Annotated in this window: 19 protein-coding genes and 1 tRNA gene; 11 read left to right on the forward strand and 9 right to left on the reverse strand. The window is 63.0% G+C overall.

All coding sequences use genetic code 11. The features are described from left to right. Nucleotides 1–41: 41 nt before the first annotated feature. The 8 genes from ACYQ6T_RS06550 to ACYQ6T_RS06585 all read left to right on the forward strand — a co-directional run bounded on the left by ACYQ6T_RS06550 (nt 42) and on the right by ACYQ6T_RS06585 (nt 8,287). On the forward strand, nt 42–2,051 hold the full coding sequence (locus tag ACYQ6T_RS06550) for a type IV pili methyl-accepting chemotaxis transducer N-terminal domain-containing protein (protein WP_459829015.1): 2,010 nt from the start codon (nt 42–44) through the stop codon (nt 2,049–2,051). Next, complete coding sequence (locus ACYQ6T_RS06555) at nt 2,008–2,691, forward strand: response regulator (RefSeq protein ID WP_459829017.1); 684 nt, start codon at nt 2,008–2,010, stop codon at nt 2,689–2,691. Before ACYQ6T_RS06550 ends, ACYQ6T_RS06555 begins: the two co-directional genes overlap by 44 nt. Before the next feature lie 131 nt (nt 2,692–2,822). Beyond that, nucleotides 2,823–3,089 carry a chaperone NapD gene (locus ACYQ6T_RS06560; protein ID WP_459829020.1) on the forward strand — a complete coding sequence of 89 codons (267 nt, stop codon included), beginning with the start codon at nt 2,823–2,825 and terminating at the stop codon, nt 3,087–3,089. Continuing rightward, on the forward strand, nt 3,082–5,583 hold the full coding sequence (gene napA, locus ACYQ6T_RS06565) for a nitrate reductase catalytic subunit NapA (RefSeq protein ID WP_459829022.1): 2,502 nt from the start codon (nt 3,082–3,084) through the stop codon (nt 5,581–5,583). The genes ACYQ6T_RS06560 and napA overlap by 8 nt, the downstream gene beginning before the upstream one ends. A gap of 15 nt (nt 5,584–5,598) precedes the next feature. Next, nucleotides 5,599–6,369, forward strand: coding sequence for a ferredoxin-type protein NapG (gene napG, locus ACYQ6T_RS06570; RefSeq protein WP_459829025.1), 771 nt, complete (start codon nt 5,599–5,601; stop codon nt 6,367–6,369). Beyond that, a complete protein-coding gene (gene napH / locus ACYQ6T_RS06575) occupies nt 6,366–7,244 on the forward strand; it encodes a quinol dehydrogenase ferredoxin subunit NapH (RefSeq protein WP_459829028.1) in 879 nt (292 codons plus the stop codon). The genes napG and napH overlap by 4 nt, the downstream gene beginning before the upstream one ends. Further along, nucleotides 7,241–7,669, forward strand: a complete 429-nt coding sequence (locus tag ACYQ6T_RS06580; RefSeq protein WP_459829031.1) for a nitrate reductase cytochrome c-type subunit — start codon at nt 7,241–7,243, stop codon at nt 7,667–7,669. The genes napH and ACYQ6T_RS06580 overlap by 4 nt, the downstream gene beginning before the upstream one ends. Before the next feature lie 15 nt (nt 7,670–7,684). Next, nucleotides 7,685–8,287 carry a NapC/NirT family cytochrome c gene (locus ACYQ6T_RS06585; RefSeq protein ID WP_459829032.1) on the forward strand — a complete coding sequence of 201 codons (603 nt, stop codon included), beginning with the start codon at nt 7,685–7,687 and terminating at the stop codon, nt 8,285–8,287. A gap of 70 nt (nt 8,288–8,357) precedes the next feature. Here ACYQ6T_RS06585 and ACYQ6T_RS06590 read toward each other — a convergent pair whose 3' ends face one another. Then, nucleotides 8,358–9,080 (reverse strand): Crp/Fnr family transcriptional regulator, encoded by a 723-nt coding sequence (locus tag ACYQ6T_RS06590; protein WP_459829035.1) that lies wholly within the window; start codon nt 9,078–9,080, stop codon nt 8,358–8,360. A gap of 114 nt (nt 9,081–9,194) precedes the next feature. On the opposite strand from ACYQ6T_RS06590, the gene ACYQ6T_RS06595 reads away from it, so the two are divergent. Further along, nucleotides 9,195–9,644 (forward strand): acyl-CoA thioesterase, encoded by a 450-nt coding sequence (locus ACYQ6T_RS06595; RefSeq protein ID WP_459829038.1) that lies wholly within the window; start codon nt 9,195–9,197, stop codon nt 9,642–9,644. A gap of 67 nt (nt 9,645–9,711) precedes the next feature. On the opposite strand, the gene ACYQ6T_RS06600 is transcribed toward ACYQ6T_RS06595, so the two are convergent. From ACYQ6T_RS06600 to ACYQ6T_RS06620, 5 genes are all read right to left on the reverse strand, one after another. After that, the gene (locus tag ACYQ6T_RS06600; protein WP_459829041.1) at nt 9,712–11,007 is read right to left on the reverse strand and encodes a methyl-accepting chemotaxis protein; all 1,296 of its coding nucleotides are present in this window, start codon (nt 11,005–11,007) and stop codon (nt 9,712–9,714) included. Continuing rightward, the gene (locus tag ACYQ6T_RS06605) at nt 11,004–11,327 is read right to left on the reverse strand and encodes a PAS domain-containing protein (protein WP_459829043.1); all 324 of its coding nucleotides are present in this window, start codon (nt 11,325–11,327) and stop codon (nt 11,004–11,006) included. Before ACYQ6T_RS06605 ends, ACYQ6T_RS06600 begins: the two co-directional genes overlap by 4 nt. A 97-nt stretch (nt 11,328–11,424) precedes the next feature. Then, nucleotides 11,425–11,496, reverse strand: a tRNA-Arg gene (locus tag ACYQ6T_RS06610). An 8-nt stretch (nt 11,497–11,504) separates the two neighbouring features. Further along, a complete protein-coding gene (locus ACYQ6T_RS06615) occupies nt 11,505–13,682 on the reverse strand; it encodes a putative bifunctional diguanylate cyclase/phosphodiesterase (RefSeq protein ID WP_459829045.1) in 2,178 nt (725 codons plus the stop codon). Continuing rightward, complete coding sequence (locus ACYQ6T_RS06620) at nt 13,679–14,449, reverse strand: oxygen-binding di-iron domain-containing protein (protein WP_459829049.1); 771 nt, start codon at nt 14,447–14,449, stop codon at nt 13,679–13,681. The genes ACYQ6T_RS06615 and ACYQ6T_RS06620 overlap by 4 nt, the downstream gene beginning before the upstream one ends. 80 nt (nt 14,450–14,529) lie before the next feature. Between ACYQ6T_RS06620 and ACYQ6T_RS06625 the strand changes: the two genes are divergently transcribed. Together ACYQ6T_RS06625 and ACYQ6T_RS06630 are read left to right on the forward strand one after the other, a co-directional pair. Further along, the gene (locus tag ACYQ6T_RS06625; RefSeq protein WP_459829051.1) at nt 14,530–15,330 is read left to right on the forward strand and encodes a thymidylate synthase; all 801 of its coding nucleotides are present in this window, start codon (nt 14,530–14,532) and stop codon (nt 15,328–15,330) included. After that, nucleotides 15,327–15,845 carry a dihydrofolate reductase gene (locus tag ACYQ6T_RS06630; protein ID WP_459829053.1) on the forward strand — a complete coding sequence of 173 codons (519 nt, stop codon included), beginning with the start codon at nt 15,327–15,329 and terminating at the stop codon, nt 15,843–15,845. The genes ACYQ6T_RS06625 and ACYQ6T_RS06630 overlap by 4 nt, the downstream gene beginning before the upstream one ends. Here the strand turns inward: ACYQ6T_RS06630 and ACYQ6T_RS06635 are convergent. The 3 genes from ACYQ6T_RS06635 to apbC are packed head-to-tail and all read right to left on the reverse strand — an operon-like array spanning nt 15,818 to nt 19,738. After that, nucleotides 15,818–18,052: an Orn/Lys/Arg family decarboxylase gene (locus ACYQ6T_RS06635; protein ID WP_459829056.1), complete on the reverse strand. Its 2,235-nt coding sequence runs from the start codon at nt 18,050–18,052 to the stop codon at nt 15,818–15,820. The genes ACYQ6T_RS06630 and ACYQ6T_RS06635 overlap by 28 nt on opposite strands. 18 nt (nt 18,053–18,070) lie before the next feature. Then, nucleotides 18,071–18,637, reverse strand: a complete 567-nt coding sequence (dcd, locus tag ACYQ6T_RS06640; protein WP_459829059.1) for a dCTP deaminase — start codon at nt 18,635–18,637, stop codon at nt 18,071–18,073. 9 nt (nt 18,638–18,646) lie between these two features. Beyond that, complete coding sequence (gene apbC / locus ACYQ6T_RS06645) at nt 18,647–19,738, reverse strand: iron-sulfur cluster carrier protein ApbC (protein ID WP_459829062.1); 1,092 nt, start codon at nt 19,736–19,738, stop codon at nt 18,647–18,649. Between the last annotated feature and the right edge of the window lie 68 nt (nt 19,739–19,806).

Genomic DNA, 19,806 nt, shown 5'->3' on the forward strand with positions numbered 1-19,806 from the left:
GCCACAATGGGTGAATAACTCCCTCTCTGCGTGACGCCACGATGTCGATTCTCCAGCGCCTTCCGGGGACACTCACCCAAAAGATCGACGGGATTCTCTTCTTCTTTCTCGCTGTGGCGGTCGCGTTGATTGGCACTGCCCTTTGGGTCGGTCACCAACTCGAGGGGGGCGCCGGGGCGATCAACGAAGCCGGTCTGCAGCGGATGCGCACCTACCGCATCGCCTACCTGCTCGAACAGGCGGGCAATACTCCGGAGCGACGCAGCCGACTCCTTGCCGAAGTGGAACAGGCATTGGCCGAATACGAAGCAGCATTAGCGCTTCTGAGCCGCGGTGACCCGCAACGCCCCCTCTTGCTGCCGGCGACTGGCCCAGTTCGCGAACAACTCGAACGCGTCCAACGGGCGTGGACCACCGAGATGGCCCCCCGTTTTCGCGCAACAGTAGCGCTTCTGGAAACCCCCTTTCCCGAACTGCAGCAGGTGCGTGCCCAACTCCTCGAGTGCGACGAAACGGTGCGCCGCTACGTCCCCGAAGTCCACAAGCTGGTCGCCCAGATCGAGTCGTGGAACGCCCACCACACTTCGATTCTTTGGTGGCTGCTGAACGGCTTTCTGGTCGCCTCCTTCCTCAGTACCGTTTTTCTCCTCCTCTTCTTCCGCCACCTCGTCTCGCGCCCCCTCTCCGCGCTGCACCGCGGAATCGAACGGATGGGTTCGGCCGATTTCGCTGTGCGCCTCCCCGTCGACCGTCGCGACGAATTCGGCGCGGTCGCCCAAGGGTTCAACCGCATGGCCGATGAGCTGAAGTCGCTCTACGCCACGCTCGAAGAGCGCGTTGAAGAGAAGACCCGGGCTCTGGAGGCTCGCGCGCAGGAGCTTGCCATCCTCTATGAAGTGGCTGCGACCACGGCCGAACCCGAAGAGGTCGACAAGCTGGTCCGCGCCGTCTTGGCCAGAACGGCCAGCCTGGTAGGGGCGCAAGGATGGATGGTTCGCTTCAACCGCCCGCGCGACCGGGTGCTGACGCTAATCGCCTCCGAAGGGATGGCTCAGGGATCGGAGCAGGCAGCCTGCGCCACCTCGATCAACTGGGAAGAGTGCCTCTGCGGGCAAGCCGTCGCTCAGAATCACACCCTGGTCGGCTGCCCGACCCAGCCGATGGCTGACGGAAACCTCCCGTTCTGTTTGCGCCACCGCTACCATGTCGTCGCGATCCCGATGCGTGTCAAACAGCGTGTCATCGGTCTTTTCAACCTCCTCTTCGACCAAGAGCGGCGGCTCGAACCCCATGAGACGCGGCTCCTGGAAACGATCGGGCACCACCTGGCCGTCGCGATTGAAAACCTCCTCCTTGCCGAACGAGAGAAAGAGATGGCGGTCTCAGAGGAGCGCAACCTCCTTGCCCAGGAGCTGCACGACAGCATCGCGCAGACACTCGCCTACCTCAACCTGCAAGCGCAAATGTTGGCGCAGTCGCTCGCGGAGGAGAACCTCGACCAAGCCCGCCAAGACCTTGCGCTCATCCGGGAAGGGATCCAGGAGAGTTACGATACGGTCCGCGAACTCCTCGTCTCGTTCCGGATCCGCGTCGAACATCACGATTTGTGCGAAGCGCTCACTGCCGCCGCAGAGCGTTTCGAGGGACAGACCGCAATCCGCACCCGGCTCTATTGCCACGGGGTGATCGGCCACCTCTCCCCCTCGACGATTCTCCAAGTGTTGCACATCGTCCAGGAGGCGCTCTCCAATGTCCGAAAACATGCCCATGCCGACGAGGTGACCATCCACTGTACCGGCGAACCCCACACCCTCACCTTGACGATTGCAGACAATGGGGTCGGTTTTGACGCCCAGCAATTACCACTTCCCGAAAATGACCACGTCGGGTTGCAGATCATGCGCGAACGGGCGCACCGCATCGGCGCAACCCTCACCATCGAATCATCCCCGGGGGTGGGCACGACTATTACCCTGACGCTTCCACGAACCCAAAGAGTGGCTACAGATGACCGAGAAACACCCTCCCTTGCGCATTCTGCTCGTGGATGACCACGCCCTCTTTCGCAGTGGCATCAAGGCGCTCCTTCAGCGGCATGGTGGATTCGACGTCGTCGGCGAGGCTGCGAACGGCCTCGACGCGGTCAAGCGCGCCATCTCGCTCAAGCCCGACATCATCCTCCTCGACCTCAACATGCCTGGCCTCAGCGGCAAAGAGGTGCTCGAAGCGCTGCAGGGAGCAATCCCCTCGGCCAAGGTCATCGTCCTCACCGTCTCGGAAAACACCGACGATCTTGCCGACGCCATGGCCGCCGGCGCCCAAGGTTACCTCCTCAAGAATATCGACGCCCACCACTTCCTCGACGCGTTGCACCGCGTCGCCGACGGCGAGACGATCATCTCCCCGGAGATGACGGTCCGGCTGGTGAGCGCGATGCGGCACAAACCCGATCCGGCAAAGAAAAATGGCGCTGTCCCCCTTTTGGAACGGCTCACCCCGCGAGAGCGCGAAATATTGACCGCACTCGCCGAAGGCGCCAGCAACAAAGAGATCGCCCGGCTCTTCGACCTTGCGGAAAGCACCGTCAAAGTCCACGTCCAGAACATCCTGCGCAAACTCGAATGCCAAAGTCGCGTTCAGGCCGCGGTCATCGCGGTTGAAGCAGGTCTTGCCCGTGGGGGCAACCCTTAGACCCATCGACCTAATCCTTTTGACCGATACCGGGTCGCTCATTTGGGGGAAACGCTTCCCTCGTTTGCCCGATTTTCTTGTGTTGTGCGTTGCTCTAGCATGTTGCTTGACCAATGGAAGGAGCAGGCAACGTGCAACTGGTCTCCGTGGTACTCCGGGTACTCCCGCACCAGATTGAACCGACGATCGACGAGGCCCAGCGGTTCGGGAACGTCGAAATCGGCTTGGTCGATCACGACAAAGGGATCATCGTTGCCTTGGTGAGCGACGAAGAGGGCGGCGAGCCGCTCGCCGATACCCTCGTCCAACTCCAGCTTCTGCCCACTGTGCAGGCCTGTAGCGTGGCCTACGAATTTTTTGAACCGACGCAAGCAACATCAGGAGAGAACCATGGATAGGCGCGACTTCATCAAACTCAACGCCATTGCCGCCGCTGCTTCGGCGGTGGGTTTGCCTGCCCCCGCCGTCTTCGCCCAACCGGAGGGTGTGGGCAAAATCCGGTGGGACAAAGGGGTTTGCCGTTTCTGCGGCACCGGCTGTTCGGTGCTGGTCGGCGTCAAGGATGGACGCGTTGTCGCCACCCAAGGAGACCCCGACTCACCGGTGAACCGCGGTCTCAACTGCATCAAAGGGTACTTCCTCTCCAAAATCATGTACGGCAAAGACCGTTTGACCCAGCCGCTTTTGCGGATGAAGAACGGGAAATTCGATAAAAATGGCGAATTCACCCCGATCACGTGGGACCAGGCCTTTACCATCATGGCCGAAAAATGGAAAGAGGCGATCAAAAAGCACGGCCCCCAAGCGGTGGGCATGTTCGGTTCGGGACAGTGGACCATCTGGGAGGGGTACGCTGCGGCGAAGCTCTACAAAGCCGGTTTTCGCAGCAACAACATCGACCCCAACGCCCGCCACTGCATGGCCTCTGCAGTGGCCGGCTTTATCCGCACTTTCGGAATGGACGAGCCTATGGGGTGTTACGACGACATCGAACACGCCGACGCCTTCGTCCTCTGGGGGTCGAATATGGCCGAGATGCACCCGATCCTCTGGAGCCGAATCACCGACCGCCGCCTGACCCACAAAGGGTGTGAGGTTCATGTCCTCTCGACCTTCACCCACCGGTCATTTGAACTGGCCGACAACCCGATCATCTTCACCCCTCAGACTGACCTTGCGATCCTCAACTACATCTGCAACTACCTGATCACCCACAACGCGATCGACCGTCAGTTCATCGAAAAACATGTGAATTTCCGCAAAGGCGCTGCCGACATCGGTTACGGGCTGCGCCCGACCGACCCGCGCGAACAACAGGCGAAAAACGCCAAAGATCCCAATGCGTCCGAACCGATCTCTTTCGAGGAGTTCGCCCGTTTCGTCAGTGAATACACCCTGGAAAAGGTCGCTGCACTCTCGGGGGTTCCTGCCGAGAAGCTCGAACGGCTCGCCAAACTCTATGCCGACCCCGAGAAGAAGATCGTCTCGTTCTGGACGATGGGCTTCAATCAACACACGCGCGGCACGTGGGTCAACAACATGATCTACAACGTCCACCTGCTGACCGGCAAGATCTCGAAGCCCGGCTGTGGCCCCTTCTCGCTCACGGGGCAACCTTCGGCCTGTGGTACGGCACGCGAAGTGGGCACCTTCGCCCACCGTTTGCCTGCCGACATGGTGGTGACTAACCCGAAACACCGCGAAATCGCCGAACAGATCTGGAAGCTGCCACCGGGCACGATTCCCGACTGGATCGGTCTCCACGCGGTTGCCCAAAGTCGCGCCCTCAAAGACGGCAAACTCAAATGCTACTGGACCTCGACCACCAACAACATGCAGGCCGGACCCAACGTCAACGAGGAGGTCTACCCCGGCTGGCGCAACCCGGAAGCCTTTGTCGTCGTCTCCGACGCCTACCCCACCGTTTCGGCTCTTTCGGCCGACCTGATCCTTCCCAGCGCGATGTGGATGGAGAAAGAGGGGGCCTACGGCAATGCCGAACGGCGCACCCAATTCTGGCGTCAGCAAGTGAAAGCCCCCGGTGAAGCGAAGAGCGACCTGTGGCAATACCTCAAGTTTTCCCAGTACTTCAAAGTCGAAGAGGTCTGGCCCGAAGAGCTGCTCAACAAAATGCCGCAATATCGGGGCAAAACCCTGTTCGAAATCCTCTTCCGCAACGGCCAGGTGGACCGCTTCGGGCTCGACGAAGTCAAACGGGTGAACGAACACGCGATTGCCGATTACATGAACGACGAATCGCAGGAGTTCGGTTTTTACGTCCAGAAGGGGCTCTTTGAAGAGTACGCCTCGTTTGGCCGCGGCCATGCCCACGACCTTGCACCGTTTGACATGTACCACCGCGCCCGTGGTCTGCGTTGGCCGGTGGTCGACGGCAAAGAGACCCTCTGGCGCTACCGCGAGGGGTACGACCCGTACATCAAACCGGGTGAAGAGCTCCGGTTCTACGGCAAACCGGATGGCAAGGCGATTGTCTTTGCGCTCCCCTACGAACCCCCGGCCGAATCGCCCGACAAAACCTACGACCTGTGGCTCTGCACCGGGCGCGTGCTTGAGCATTGGCATACGGGGTCGATGACCCGCCGTGTGCCCGAACTCCACAAAGCGGTACCCGAAGCGGTGGTCTACATGCACCCCGACGACGCCCGCGAACGGGGACTGCAGGAGGGAATGCCGGTGAAGGTGGAATCGCGGCGGGGGTCGATCATCGCCCGCGTCGAAACGCGCGGCCGCAACAAACCCCCGAGGGGGCTCGTCTTCATCCCCTTCTTCGACGAAGGGCGGCTCGTGAACAAACTGACCCTCGACGCCACCTGCCCGATCTCGAAAGAGACCGATTTCAAGAAGTGCGCCGTCCGGGTGATGAAAGCGTAACAGGAGTTCGCGGCAATGGCCAAACCCTCCACCAACCCGCCGCCCAACCCGGCACGCCGCCGCTTTCTCAAAGAGAGCGCCGGCGTGGTGGGGGCTGCGGCGCTCGTAGCGAGCGGGGTGACGCTCCATGCCACGCAGAGCGCCCATGCCCGTGCGGTCGCCCTTCGCCCCCCCGGCGCGTTGACGGAGGAGCACTTTTTGGCCGCCTGCGTCCGGTGCGGGCTCTGCGTGCGCGACTGCCCCTACGACACCCTTCGTCTCGCCAAACCGGGCGAAGGGGCACCCGTGGGCACTCCCTACTACATTGCACGGCAGGTGCCGTGCGAAATGTGTGAGGATATCCCGTGCGTCAAAGCGTGCCCAACGGGGGCGCTCGATCACGCCCTGACCGACATTCGCAACGCGCGAATGGGGCTTGCGGTGCTGATCGACCAGGAGAATTGCCTCAACTATCTCGGGCTGCGGTGCGACATCTGCTATCGCGTCTGCCCCGTGATCGACAAAGCGATCACCCTCGAACTGCAGCACAACCCGCGTTCCGACCGTCACGCGCTCTTTCTGCCCACCGTCCATTCCGATGCGTGCACCGGTTGCGGCAAGTGCGAAAAAGCGTGCCCGCTCCCTGGTGAAGCCGCGATCAAAGTGTTGCCGGTCGCGCTCGCCAAGGGTTCAAAACCGGAGCACTACCGCTTGGGGTGGGAAGAGAAGGCCAAAGCGGGAAGATCGTTGATCGGTGAGCAGATTGAGCTCCCGGTGCGCGGGCTCGATTCGGAGTGGAAGCCATGAGCGTGATCGCCTCCTCGCCCGGATGTAACACGGTTGCCCCTGAAAACACCGTGCGCAAGGGGTGGTGGGCGCGCCATCGCTGGTTGGTGGCGCGGCGCCTCGTCCAGATCGCGATTCTCGCCGCATTCGCCATCGGGCCGGTTGGCGGCGTCTGGCTGCTGAAGGGCAACCTCAGTGCCAGCCAGGTGGTTGAAACCGTTCCGATGACCGACTGGTTCGTCTTCCTTCAGACGCTCGCAGCCGGGCACTGGCCCGAAACGACGGCGCTCATTGGGGCCGCAGTCGTAACGCTCCTCTACCTGGTGGTGGGGGGGCGCGCCTACTGTGCGTGGGTCTGTCCGATCAACCCCGTCACCGACGCCGCAGCCTGGCTGCGTCGCCGCTTAGGCCTCAAAGGGGGACACGCCCCCAAAGCATCGCTGCGCTTCTGGTTGCTCGGCGCGGTACTCCTTGCTTCGCTGGTGAGCGGCATGCTGGTGTGGGAGTGGGTAAACCCCGTCTCATGGACCCACCGCGCGATCATTTTCGGCGTCGGGCTCGCGTGGCTGGTCCCCGTGGCGATCTTTCTCTACGACCTCCTAATCGCGCCTCGCGGCTGGTGCGGCCACATCTGTCCGCAAGGGGCAGCCTATGCGCTGCTTGGCAAAACGGCCTTGATGCGCGTGAGCGCCGCCAACCGGCGGGCGTGCGACGACTGCATGGACTGCTTCACCGTCTGCCCCGAACCCCAAGTGATCCGCCCCGCACTCAAAGCGGAAGGACAAAGCCACCCCGTGATCCTCAACGAACAGTGCACCACCTGTGGCCGGTGCATCGATGTTTGCGACAAATCTGTCTTTCGCATGACCCATCGTTTTGACTGGAGAGAACCATGAAAAAATCGCTTCTGACCTTGACTGCGCTCCTTCTCGCCTCTTCTGTCTTCGCCCAGCCGGTGCAGAGTCTGCGGGGCGGGAGCGTCGATGACCCCGATCTTCCCCCGGGAAACTTTCAGCCGTTGAAAGATGGTGAACCGCTCCCGCGCGACTTCGTCCAGCAACCGCCGCTGATCCCCCACAAGATCGACGGCTACGAGGTCTCGATCAATTTCAACAAATGTCTCGACTGCCACGGTTGGGACCGGGCGCAGCAGATGCGCGCCCCGCGGATCAGCATCACCCACTTCCGCGACCGGGAAGGAACAGAGCTTTCCAACATTGCCGCAACCCGCTACTTCTGCAATCAGTGCCACGTTCCCCAGACCAACGCGCGGCCCCTCGTGGAGAACACCTTCACTCCGGTGCAAGGGCGGCGGCAATAAGCAAGGGAGCAGACCATGGAAGAACAGAACAAGATCCTTCGCCGTTTCGGCCCCTTCGGCCTCGGCGCGCTCGCTGTCGCGTTTGTCGTCGGTATCCTCTTCTGGGGCGGCTTCAACTGGGCGCTCGAATTAACCAACAACGAGGCGTTCTGCATCTCGTGCCACGAGATGCGCGACAACGTCTACGAGGAGTATCGCCAGACGATCCACTTCCAGAACCGAACGGGCGTACGCGCCACCTGCCCCGACTGTCACGTTCCCAAGGAGTGGTTTCCGAAAATCAAACGGAAAATCCAGGCGTCGAACGAACTCTGGCACCACTTCCGGGGAACCATCGACACGCGCGAGAAGTTCCTCGCGAAGCGGCATGAGCTCGCCCAACACGAATGGGCGCGGATGAAAGCGAACGATTCGCAAGAGTGCCGCAACTGCCACAACTATGACTACTTCGACTACAGCGCCCAGGGGCGACGCGCGAACCTGATGCACATGCAGGCGCGCGACGAGGGGAAAACCTGCATCGATTGCCACAAAGGGATCGCCCATCGTCTCCCCAACATTGCGCAAGGCGTAGGGGTCAAAGAGGAGGCGCTCCCCGCAGACCTCCTCCACAAATAGACCAGAGATTTCGCTCAGAGCGCACTACCGGGGAGCTCCTCGGTAGTGCTTTTTGCTTGCAGCACCGCCATCATCGACACGGCGGAACGAACCCCTCCTCCGGCGCGAAATGGCGCAGCCGCTCGAGGTCGAGAATCCACACTTTGCGCCCGCTGGTGCGCACCAACCCTTCGGCAGCGAGATCGGAGAAGACGCGCGACAGCGTCTCCGGTTTGAGGTTGAGGCGCGAGGCGAGTACATACTTTTGGACGGGAAGTTCGATGAGGAGCTCTTTTCCTGGAGACGCACTTTCCGTCTCGGGGACCCACTGCAGCAGGTAGCCGATCACCCGCTGGGTTGCGGAACAGAGCGAATAGGTCTCGATGTCGTGGATCAGCGAGCGGAGGCGCATCGCCATCCCCGCGAGCATCCGCTGACAAAAATCGCGGTTCGTCGCGAGGAGCTGCTCGATCGCCTGCTTCGGAATCCACAAGAGTCTGGCAGGCGTGAGCGCCGCGGTGTTTACCGGATAGGGTTGCCCGAGGAACATCACTGCCTCACCAAAGGTGCCCGTCGGCCCGACGGTTTCGATCACCTTCTCGGCGCCATGGGGACCGTCGATGAAGAGTTTCACCCGCCCCTCAACGACCACATAGAAGCCGTTTGCCGGATCGCCGCGGAAAAAGAGTGTTTCATCGCGCTCAAGCGCCACCTCGTGGGCCGTTTCGGCCAAATGGTGGAGCGTCTCGGTGTCCAACAACGAGAAGAGGGGCACTTTCCGAAGGAGCGCAACAGTGGGGGTCATCTCGCGCATCCGTGGGCTTCGTCAGAATCGATCCCATTATAGCGCAACCGCACGACCACTCCCCGCCACTTGCCGCCGTTTCGGGTATCATCGCGGGCGTCTGACACTGAGCAACGACCCACCATGGCCCGGATCAAAATCGTCCTTCCCGAGCGGCTCCCCTTTGTTACGGAGCTCGCGGTCTACATCGACCTCATCAACGAAGGGGCGCATCTCGACAACGCCCGCCTCTTGGGGTTGGTTGCGGAAGCGCGCTGCCGACTTCTTGCAGAGTTAGGCTTTTCCCAGCGCGATGTCGGGGGCGCTGGAATCATCTTGGCCGATGTCGCCGCCCAGTACCGCAGCGAGGCGTTCTGGGGCGAGCGGCTCCACTGCGCGATGGGGGTGAGCGACCCCCACCCGTTCGGTTTTGACCTCGTCTGGCAACTCACGGAAGCAACCACAGGGCGGGAGGTGGCGCGCGGCAAGCACGGTGTGGTGACCTTCGACTACACCACCCGCAGCAAAACTCCGGTACCCGCCGCGTTCTGGTCCCGCTGGGCGGAGCGGTTCGGCGAAACGCTCGCGCCTTGAGGGGGACGGCTCACACCTCTGCGCCGCGCCCAGCGAGCGTTGCTGAGGCTTCCTCTGCGAGCGCTCTTCAAGTCTTGAAGAGCGCTGCGGTCGCGATCACCCGCGCCGTAGCCCCTCCAACGTGCTTTGCGGCTTCCACCACCTGCTCCGCGCGGCTTTCGACCGTGGCGCTCCCGTCGGCGATTTCGTGGGCATTCTTTTCGATGAGGCGCATCGCTTCGAGTTGCTCCTTCATCGCGTTTTGGATCGCCTGCGCCGCTTCGATCACCTTGGCCGCTTCCCGTTTAATCGCCTCGACCGAACTGCCTGCTTCGTGCGCGCTCTCGGCCCCCTTCTCGACGAGCGCCACCCCCTGGTGCATGCTCGCGACCGACACCCGCGTCTCGTCCTGGATCCGCTCGATCATCGAGCCGATCTCGACGGTCGCTTTCGCGGTCCGCTCGGCGAGTTTGCGCACCTCATCGGCGACGACGGCAAAGCCGCGCCCCTGCTCACCCGCGCGCGCCGCCTCAATCGCGGCGTTCAACGCGAGAAGGTTCGTTTGATCGGCAATGTCGCGAATTGTCATGATAATCTGGCCAATCTCGCCGGCGATCGCCTCCAGTTTGGTGAGGTTCGTCGACGAGGCGCGCACGGCGTCGGCAATGCGGGCGATCTCGTCGGCCGCGCGGTGGACGACCGCCGCCCCCTGATCGACGGCGCTCGACGCCGCGGTCGCCGCTTGCGCCGTGACCGTAGCGTTGTGCGCGATTTGCTCGGCGGCGGCGACATTCTCCGTCACCGCCGCGGCGATCGCCTGACTGTTCGCCGCCTGTTGGTGGGCGCTCGCGGCGATCTCGTGCGCACTCTTCTCGGCCGTGCTCTGCGCCGTCTGCACCTCTCGCAACTGCTGCTGCAGGGTGAAGATCAGCTCGAAGAGGCGGTTGCGCATGATCTGCATCTGGTCGAAGAGGAGCCCAATTTCGTCGCGCCCCATGTCGTCGAACTCGACCTTGAGCTCGCCGTTCGCGATCTGCGCGAGGATCCGCTGCGCCTCACCCAAACCGCTCCTGATCCGCCCAATCGTCCAGAGCCCGACCACGAGGGTCAACAGCAACCCCAAAACGGTTGCCACGATGATCGAAAGAGAGACTGAGCCGCTCTCTGCCCACTTCAAACCGAGGAGAATGAGGTAGCCGATGATCGGCAGCACCATCAGCAGCCCCACCCGCTGGGTGAGCGAGATGCGCTGCAGCAGCCGGGTGAGCGCCCCCGCCCGCACCTTGCCCCCCTCCAGGGCGATGCTTTCGCCGGCGCGCATCCGGGCGTAGAGGGCATCCGCTTCAGCGACCTCCTGGCGGGAGGGTTTCAACCGCACGCTCATGTACCCCCCCCCGGTTTCGGGGTCGCGGTTGCCTTCACCCAGTAGTGGTCACCATCTTTGCGCCGGTTCTTCACCAACCCCTGCCACGGGCGCCCCGCTTTGAGCGTCGCCCAGAGGTCGCGGAACGCCTCAGGCGGCATGTCGGGGTGGCGGACGATGTTGTGCGGCTGCCCCATCAGCTCTTCGGGAGTAAAGCCCGAGTATTCGACGAAGTCGTTGTTGAAATAGGTGATCCGCCCCTTTTCGTCGGTGTGGCTGATGATCGCGCAGTCGTCGCGCACGGGGTATTCGCGTTGGGTCACCGGTTGGTTGATGCGCATCGTCTGACTCCTCTCTCACTTCCAGAACAATTTTATTGGAGTTATCGGCAAAAAACGGAAAAAGTTGAGCCCTTTTTTGCCGCCAATTGTGCGGGCGTCCCCCCGCCAGGAATCGAACCTGGATTTAGCGCTTAGGAGGCGCTCGTTCTATCCATTGAACTACGGGGAGGAGAAGAGTCAGTCAGCGCGCCCCGATTCTACCACCGGCAACCGCGGCAGCGGCAGGCCCAGGTGGTACCCCTGCGCGTGAGTGATCCCCATCGCCCGCACTTTGGTCAAAACCTCCCCGTTCTCGATGAATTCGGCGACCGTCTCCATCCCCAAATCTTGGCAGAGTCGCGCGAGGTTGCGCACCAGCGCCTCGTCGATCCGTGACGTGAGAATTCCGCGGACGAACGCCCCGTCGATCTTGACGAAGTCGACCTCGATCTCCCGCAGATAGTGGAGGCTGTTGTAGCCGCTACCGAAGTCGTCGAGCGCGAAGCGAAACCCCTTCTTGCGCAGCTGACGGATGAAGCCGCGCATCTTCTCGAGGTCGTCGACGGCGTGCCGCTCCAGGAGTTCGAAGACGATCCGGTGGGGGTCGAGGCCCCACTGGTGGCAGAGCCGCGCGGCGAAACCCAAGACGTTGCGGTTCTCGATCTCCTGGAGCGAGAGGTTGAAAAAGAGGGTCGGCTGTTCGCCCGGATGGTGACGCACCGCCTGCAACGCCGCGGCGATGATCGCGCGATCGAGCGCACGCCCCAACCCGTACCGTTCGATCGTCGTGATGAAGCGCCCCGCAGAGATCACGGCGCCGTCGGGTTCGATCAGGCGGGCGAGCACCTCAAAGGCGACGACCTGGCCGGTACGGGTATCGACGATCGGCTGGTAGTAGGGGACAATGCGGTGCTCTTGGAGCGCCGCGCGCAGCAGTTCGGCGTCGCTGCGCATCTGCGCGACCGCTTCGCGCAGCTCCGCTTTTCCGTGGGGATGCTCCCGCAGGTCGCGGTAGAAACAGACTTCGTCCTTCCCGCGCCGTTTCGCCTCGTAGGCTGCAAGATCGGCATGGGCGAGGAGCTCCTCGCCGCTTTTGCCATCCTCGGGGAAGGTCACGACGCCGAGCGAACAGGTGAGGTGAAACGACGCGCCCTGGATCTGGTAGCGGTGGCGGCTCAACCGCTCCCGCAGCTTGGCGGCGAAAGCCCGCGCCCCAGCCAAAGGCGTTTCGGGTAAGAGCAAGATGAATTCGTCCCCGCCAATCCGGCAGGCGAGATCGCCGACCCGAATCGAATCCTGCAGCAGGTTCGCGAGCTCCTTCAGCGCCGCATCGCCAACGGGATGACCATGGGTGTCGTTGATCTCCTTGAAGTCGTCGAGGTCGATCATCACCAGGCTGAAGGGATGGTCGTGGCGCTGGCTCCGCCCGATCTCATACTCGAGCATGTGAAGGAAGTGGCGGCGGTTGTAGAGGTTGGTCAGGGGGTCGTGCAGCGAGTAGTATTCGAGCTCTTGCAGCGTCTGCGCAAGCGCCCTGCTCGACCCCACGACGATCACCAGGATCGCAAGGAGCGACTGAATCACCGCCTCCTCTTGAGGGGAGAGCTGTTCGTCAGTAGCGAAAGCGACACCGAGAATACCGGCTAGCCCCGTACGATGGTCCGGGACCCGTGCGCTCAGGACCTCGAACCGTTCAGGATCCCCCGCTCCGGCCCAGGGATGCCACCCTAAGTAGCGGACGTCGAGGTCGATCGCCGCGTCGAGAGGTTGCTCGAGCTGAAGAAGGAGTTTGCGGATCAGCGCCGGCTCCAACGCCGCCCGGACACTTTCGCTCGGCCGCCCCGGGTAGAAGAGGTGGGCGGTAATGCCGTGCTTTTCGGCAAAGGCGACGAAAAAGAGGTCGAATGGAAAGATGGTGTGAAACTCCTGCAGCACCTCTTCGACGAAAGGGAGCCAGTTGATCACCCGTTCATAAGAGAGGAGCACCCGCTCGAGCACCTGGCGATGGCGGTCGAGGAGCGATTTTTCGACGAGCGTCTCGGCAAGGAGTCGGCTGCTTCCCTCAAACGCGACCAAGAGCGCTTGCAGCGCCTCCCGGTGGCGGTGGACCTCACGGCGGTATTGCGCCTCGACAAGCCCCAACGTCTGCGACAGGGTGGCACACCGGTTCGCGACAGTGCGCCACTCCGGGTCGGCCCCTTCGTCGACCGCGCGCGCCGTCACCACCGCGGCGATCTCGCGATGGACCCGGTGGAGCGTCTTGGCGATCGCCTCGAACGCCTGCTCAGCGCGGACTTGTCGCTCAAGGAGGCTACTGGCGGAGCGCAGGACGTCACGGCGCAACGTCAACAGCTCTGGGGGGGTAAAACGGCTCACGACAGGAACCTCCCTCCCGGCTGCAGGAGATCGACCCCACAGCGCAGATGGCTGAGCCAGGCCAAGAGGTCGGCAACCGCCTGACCGCGGTAGATCGGCCCGTGTTGCGGGGCGACAAAGTCGATCGTCCGCCCGGCGATCGTCTCTAACCACGCTGCGATCGCTTGGTGCCCGCCCATGTAGCGGCGATGGAACCCCTCGATGTGGCGAAGGTGGTCGGATAGATCGTCGACGAATGGGGTGAGCGCATCACTGCGCACTTCGGCCGCGCCCAGGTCGCCCGAGAAGAGGCCACGGGCAACCGGATCGTAGAGGTGGAAGTTCCCCTCGGAGTGGAGGAAGTGGGCGGGCAGCAGCTCCATCGCCACCCCATCGGAGAGGGTGAGCGTCGCCCCTTCGTCGGGAATCGGCACGAGCCTTTCGGCATAGGCAGCGGGAAGTCCGTAGTGGGGAATGAACCGGACCCAGAGGCGCGAGATCCAGATCTTGGCCGGGGTGATCTCGAGCCACGACGCCAACCCGCCGACGATATCGGGGTCCTGGTGGGAGAGGAAGATCGTCTTGATCTGCTCCGGCTGGCAGTAGTCGAGCATCGCCTCCAGGACATCGGGCATCACCCCAAATCCGCCCGGATCGAGCAGAATCCCTTCACCGCGATGGAGAATCAGGTACTGGTTGGAGTGGATGCCCCCCTCCTCCTCGCTTTCACTTTCGTTGAGCAGCACACACAAGTGGTCCGAATTGCGGTAGAGTTCGATATTGCGCATGAAGGGCTCTCCTTTTTTCCCTTCGGTTTATAGCACAAACCCCCTGACCTCACTTTGATCCAGATCAACAAAGCGTCACGATGCGAAGCTACCTCGACCTCCTCGACCACGTGCTCACCCACGGCGTCGCCAAAGACGACCGCACCGGGGTGGGGACCCTCTCGATCTTCGGCTACCAGATCCGTTTTCCGCTAAACGGCGGCGAAACGTTTCCGCTTCTCACCACCAAGAAGTTGCACCTCCGCTCGATCATCCACGAGCTCCTCTGGTTCCTGCGCGGCGACACCAACATCCGCTATCTCCACGACCACGGGGTGACGATCTGGGACGAGTGGGCCGACGAGAACGGGGAGCTGGGACCGATCTACGGCAAGCAGTGGCGGCGGTGGCAAGCCCCCGACGGGCGCGAGATCGACCAGATCGCGAAACTCATCGAGGGGCTCAAGAAGAACCCCGATTCGCGCCGCCACGTGGTGGTGGCGTGGAACCCCGCCGACGTCGACCGGATGGCCCTCCCCCCTTGCCATGCGCTCTTTCAGTTTTACGTCGCGAACGGCAAACTCTCCTGCCAACTTTACCAGCGGAGCGCCGACATTTTCCTGGGGGTGCCGTTCAATATCGCCTCCTACGCGCTCCTCACGATGATGGTCGCGCAGGTCTGCGGCTACACCGCTCACGAATTCATCTGGACCGGCGGCGACTGCCACCTCTACCGCAACCATATCGAACAGGCGAAGCTGCAACTTGCGCGCGAACCGCGGAGGCTGCCGCGGATGCGGCTCGACCCGACGGTCACGCGGCTTGAGGATTTCCGCTATGAGCACTTTACGCTTGAGGGGTACGACCCCCACCCCCACATCCCCGCACCGGTGGCGGTATGAGTGAGGTGGTGCTGATCGCCGCCGTCGGCGAACGGGGGGAGCTCGGCTACCGCGGCGCGCTGCCGTGGCACCTCCCGGACGACCTCCAACGGTTCAAAGCGCTCACGCTCGGCGCGCCGGTCGTGATGGGACGAAAGACGTGGCAGTCGCTCGGTCGCCCCCTTCCCGGGCGGCGCAACGTCGTTGTCAGCCGCACGCTCACCGCCTCGGACCTTCCGGAGGGAGTGGTCGCTGCGCCGACGCTCGAAGAGGCCCTCAAGGCCTTCGCGCACGAACCGGTCCTCTTTGTGATCGGCGGCGCGACCCTCTACGCGGCCGCGTTGCCTTTCGCCGACCGGATCGAGCTCACCGAAGTCGCCGCAACGGTTCCTGCCGACACCTTCTTCCCGGCGTGGCCGCGCGACGCGTTCGTCGAGACGGCACGCCACCACCACCCGCGCGACGCGCGCCACCCCTACCCCTTCGACTTCGTCACCTACCGCCGCATCTACCCGCGCACGCAGTCGACGAAGTAGTCGCCATTCTCCCCTTTGACGAGGCCGTGGACGTCGGTCTCGAACCCCGGAAAGGCGCGGTTGAACGCCCGGGCGAACTGCAGGTAGCGGACGATGGTGGCGTTGAACCGCTCGCCGGGAATCAAGAGGGGAATCCCCGGCGGATAGGGGGTGACGAGCATCCCGGTGATCCGCCCTTCGAGCGCGTCGATCGGGACGCGGTCGATCTCGCGGTGGGCCATCTTGGCAAAGGCGTCCGCCGGGCGCATCGCCGGGACCATTTCGGAGATGTACATCTGGGTGGTGAGTCGCGCCACGTCGTGCTCTTTGTAGAAAGCGTGGATCCGCTGGCAGAGCGACTTCAGCCCCCACTTCTCGTAGCGGGGGTGTTTGGCGACGAACTCGGGCATCACCCGCCACAGCGGCTGGTCGCGGTCGAAATCGTCTTTGAACTGCTGCAGTTCGGTCACCATCGTGTTCCACCGCCCTTTGGTGATGCCGATGGTGAACATGATGAAGAACGAGTAGAGCCCGGTCTTTTCGACGACGATGCCGTGCTCGGCGAGGTAGCGCGTCACGACCCCCGCAGGGATCCCCCACTCGTCGAAGTCGCCGTCGACGTCGAGCCCCGGGGTGATGATCGTCGCCTTGATCGGGTCGAGCATGTTGAACCCTTCGGCGACGTCGCCAAAGCCGTGCCACCGCTCGTTGGGGCGGAGCATCCAGTCGTCGGGGGAGCCGATCCCCTCCTCGGCGAGCCGCTCCGGCCCCCAGACGCGGAACCACCAGTCGGGGTAGTCGCGCGCCACCTCCCGCATCGCGCGGCGAAATTCCGCCGCCTCCATGAGCGACTCCTCAACGAGCGCCGTCCCTCCGGGCGGCTCCATCATCGCCGCGGCGACGTCGCAGCTCGCAATGATCGCGTACTGCGGCGAGGTCGAGGTGTGCATCAGGTAGGCTTCGTTGAAGAGGTCGCGGTCGAAACCGCCGCTTTCGGCCTCCTGGACGAGAATTTGCGACGCCTGCGACAGCCCCGCGAGGAGCTTGTGGGTCGACTGGGTCGAGACGACAAGCGACTCGCGGCAGCGGGGGCGGTTCTCGCCGATCGCGTGGTAGTCGCCGTAGAAGTCGTGAAATGCGGCGTGGGGGAGCCACGCCTCGTCGAAGTGGAGCGTCGGAATAAAGCCGTCGAGCCGCGCCTTGATCGTCTCGACGTTGTAGAGGATCCCGTCGTAGGTCGATTGGGTGAGGGTGAGGATCCGCGGTCGGCGGTCGTTCGCCAGCTGGGCAAAGGGGTGGGCGGCGATTTTCGCCTCGATCGCGTCGCGGGAGAACTCCCGTTCGGGGATCGGGCCGATGATGCCGTAGTGGTTGCGCGTCGGGGTGAGAAAGACCGGGATCGCGCCGGTCATGATGATCGCGTGGAGCACCGACTTGTGGCAGTTGCGGTCGACGACGACGATGTCGTTCGGCGCCACCGTGTAGTGCCACACCATCTTGTTCGAGGTGCTGGTGCCGTTGGTGACGAAGAAGAGGTGGTCGCAGTGGAAGATCCGCGCGGCGTTCCGTTCGCTCGCAGCGACCGGCCCAGTGTGGTCGAGGAGCTGCCCCAACTCTTCGACGGCGTTGCAGACGTCGGCGCGCAGGAGATTTTCGCCGAAGAACTGGTGGAACATCTGCCCCACCGGGCTCTTGAGAAAGGCCACCCCGCCCGAGTGGCCGGGGCAGTGCCACGAGTACGAGCCGTCCGCCGCGTAGTGGGTGAGCGCACGGAAGAAGGGGGGGGCGAGGCTATCGAGGTAGTTGCGCGCCTCACGCACGACGTAACGGGCGATGAATTCGGGCGTATCCTCGAACATGTGGATGAAGCCGTGGAGCTCGCGCAACACGTCGTTCGGGATGTGGCGGCTCGTGCGCGTCTCGCCGTAGAGGAAGATCGGGATGTCGGCGTTGCGAAAGCGGATTTCGGCGACGAAGTTGCGGATCTGTTCGATCACCTCGGCCGCTTGGAGCGGATCTTGCAGCTGCTCGTCGTCGATCGAGACGATGAAGGCCGACGCGCGGCTCTGCTGCTGGGCAAACGAGGTGAGGTCGCCGTAGCTGGTCACCCCCAGCACCTCCATTCCTTCCGCCTCGATCGCCTGCGCGAGCGCCCGGATCCCCAGGCCTGAGGCGTTCTCGGAGCGGAAATCTTCGTCGATGATGACGATCGGAAAGTGAAAACGCATAACCCCCCTCTCGGCGCGTCAGATTCGCGGCAAGGTCACGCCCCGCTGCCCGAGGTACTTCCCACCCCGGTCGCGGTAGCTCGTTGCGCACACCTCGTCAGACTCGAAGAAGAGCATCTGGGCGACCCCCTCGTTCGCGTAGATCTTTGCCGGAAGGGGGGTGGTGTTGGAGAACTCCAGCGTCACGTGCCCCTCCCATTCGGGCTCGAGCGGCGTGACATTGACGATAATACCACACCGCGCGTAGGTGCTTTTCCCAAGACAAACGGTCAAAATGTTGCGCGGGATGCGGAAATATTCGACCGTTCGCGCCAAGGCAAAGGAGTTCGGCGGGATGATGCAGACGTCGCCGACGAAATCGACGAAACTGCGCTCGTCGAAATTTTTGGGGTCGACGATCGTCGAGTTGATGTTGGTGAAGATCTTGAACTCGTTCGCGCAGCGCACGTCGTAGCCATAGCTCGAGGTGCCAAACGAGACGACCCGCTTGCCGTCGACCTCGCGCACCAGGTCCGGCTCAAACGGTTCGATCATCCCATGCTCTTCCGCCATGCGGCGAATCCAGCGGTCCGATTTGATGCTCATCGATGACCTTCAGTCGTTCTTGACGACGATCGTCGGCATTTTGTGGGTGTAATCTTTGCCGCGCTCCGCGACGCGAATCGCCACCTGGCGGGCAATCTCGCGATACTTCGCCGCAATCGGGCCGTCGGGCTCGGCGATCACGGTCGGTTTGCCGCTGTCGGTCTCTTCGCGGATCCGCCGATCGAGCGGCAGCGCGCCAAGGAACGGCACGCCGTAGTCCTCGCAGAGTTTCTTCCCGCCCCCTTCGCCGAAGATCGGCTCGATGTGGCCGCAGTGCGAGCAGATATGGAGGCTCATGTTTTCGACCACCCCCAGCACCGGCACCTGCACCTTCTCGAACATCTTGATCCCTTTGCGGGCATCGAGCAACGCGATCTCCTGTGGGGTCGTGACGATCACCGAGCCGGTGAGCGGCGCCTTCTGCGCGAGCGACAGGTGAATGTCCCCCGTTCCCGGCGGCATATCGACGATCAGGTAGTCGAGGTCGTGCCACGCCGTTTCGGTGAGGAGCTGCACCAACGCTTGCGACGCCATAGGGCCGCGCCAGATCATCGGCGTCTCGACGTCGACCATGAAGCCGATCGACATCGCCTGCAAGCCGTAAGCCAAGAGCGGCTGCATCTTCTGGCCGTCTTCGGAGACGGGATTCTGGTGGCCGAGCCCCAACATCTGCGGCAGCGACGGGCCGTAGATGTCGGCGTCAAGCATCCCGACGTTCGCCCCTTCCGCCGCAAGCGCGAGCGCAAGATTGACTGCGGTGGTACTCTTCCCCACGCCCCCCTTACCCGACGCAACCGCGACGATGTTGGCCACCCCCGGAATCGGCCGCAACCCTGGCGGGACCTTGTGGGTGGCGATGCGGCTCGTCACCTCGACAAAGAGCGCCGAGGGGTTGAGCGCCGAGCGGATCGCCGCTTCGATCTCCTTTTTGATCGCCTCCCACTGGCTCTTCGCCGGATAGTCGAGGACGATTTTCACCGAGACGGCGTCGCCATCGACCGAGACGCCGGCCACCGCACCAGTAGAGAGATAATCTTTGCCTCGGTTGGGGTCAATGACGCGGCTCAGGACCGTTTTGACGGCCTCTGGGGTGATCGCCATAGGTGGGCTCCTTGTCGAATGGGTGATACGCGTGCGATCATACCACTCTCAAGGAGAACGGGCACCCT

It is taken from the genome of Hydrogenophilus islandicus (assembly GCF_054657095.1).

Excerpts from the sequence above, each read along its gene's own strand:
- ACYQ6T_RS06550 (WP_459829015.1), top strand. The coding sequence starts at position 42 with ATGTCGATTCTCCAGCGCCTTCCGGGGACACTCACCCAAAAGATCGAC.
- ACYQ6T_RS06555 (WP_459829017.1), top strand. The coding sequence starts at position 2,008 with ATGACCGAGAAACACCCTCCCTTGCGCATTCTGCTCGTGGATGACCAC.
- napA (WP_459829022.1), top strand. The coding sequence starts at position 3,082 with ATGGATAGGCGCGACTTCATCAAACTCAACGCCATTGCCGCCGCTGCT.
- napG (WP_459829025.1), top strand. The coding sequence starts at position 5,599 with ATGGCCAAACCCTCCACCAACCCGCCGCCCAACCCGGCACGCCGCCGC.
- napH (WP_459829028.1), top strand. The coding sequence starts at position 6,366 with ATGAGCGTGATCGCCTCCTCGCCCGGATGTAACACGGTTGCCCCTGAA.
- ACYQ6T_RS06580 (WP_459829031.1), top strand. The coding sequence starts at position 7,241 with ATGAAAAAATCGCTTCTGACCTTGACTGCGCTCCTTCTCGCCTCTTCT.
- ACYQ6T_RS06585 (WP_459829032.1), top strand. The coding sequence starts at position 7,685 with ATGGAAGAACAGAACAAGATCCTTCGCCGTTTCGGCCCCTTCGGCCTC.
- ACYQ6T_RS06590 (WP_459829035.1), bottom strand. The coding sequence starts at position 9,080 with ATGCGCGAGATGACCCCCACTGTTGCGCTCCTTCGGAAAGTGCCCCTC.
- ACYQ6T_RS06595 (WP_459829038.1), top strand. The coding sequence starts at position 9,195 with ATGGCCCGGATCAAAATCGTCCTTCCCGAGCGGCTCCCCTTTGTTACG.
- ACYQ6T_RS06600 (WP_459829041.1), bottom strand. The coding sequence starts at position 11,007 with ATGAGCGTGCGGTTGAAACCCTCCCGCCAGGAGGTCGCTGAAGCGGAT.
- ACYQ6T_RS06605 (WP_459829043.1), bottom strand. The coding sequence starts at position 11,327 with ATGCGCATCAACCAACCGGTGACCCAACGCGAATACCCCGTGCGCGAC.
- ACYQ6T_RS06620 (WP_459829049.1), bottom strand. The coding sequence starts at position 14,449 with ATGCGCAATATCGAACTCTACCGCAATTCGGACCACTTGTGTGTGCTG.
- ACYQ6T_RS06625 (WP_459829051.1), top strand. The coding sequence starts at position 14,530 with ATGCGAAGCTACCTCGACCTCCTCGACCACGTGCTCACCCACGGCGTC.
- ACYQ6T_RS06630 (WP_459829053.1), top strand. The coding sequence starts at position 15,327 with ATGAGTGAGGTGGTGCTGATCGCCGCCGTCGGCGAACGGGGGGAGCTC.
- ACYQ6T_RS06635 (WP_459829056.1), bottom strand. The coding sequence starts at position 18,052 with ATGCGTTTTCACTTTCCGATCGTCATCATCGACGAAGATTTCCGCTCC.
- dcd (WP_459829059.1), bottom strand. The coding sequence starts at position 18,637 with ATGAGCATCAAATCGGACCGCTGGATTCGCCGCATGGCGGAAGAGCAT.
- apbC (WP_459829062.1), bottom strand. The coding sequence starts at position 19,738 with ATGGCGATCACCCCAGAGGCCGTCAAAACGGTCCTGAGCCGCGTCATT.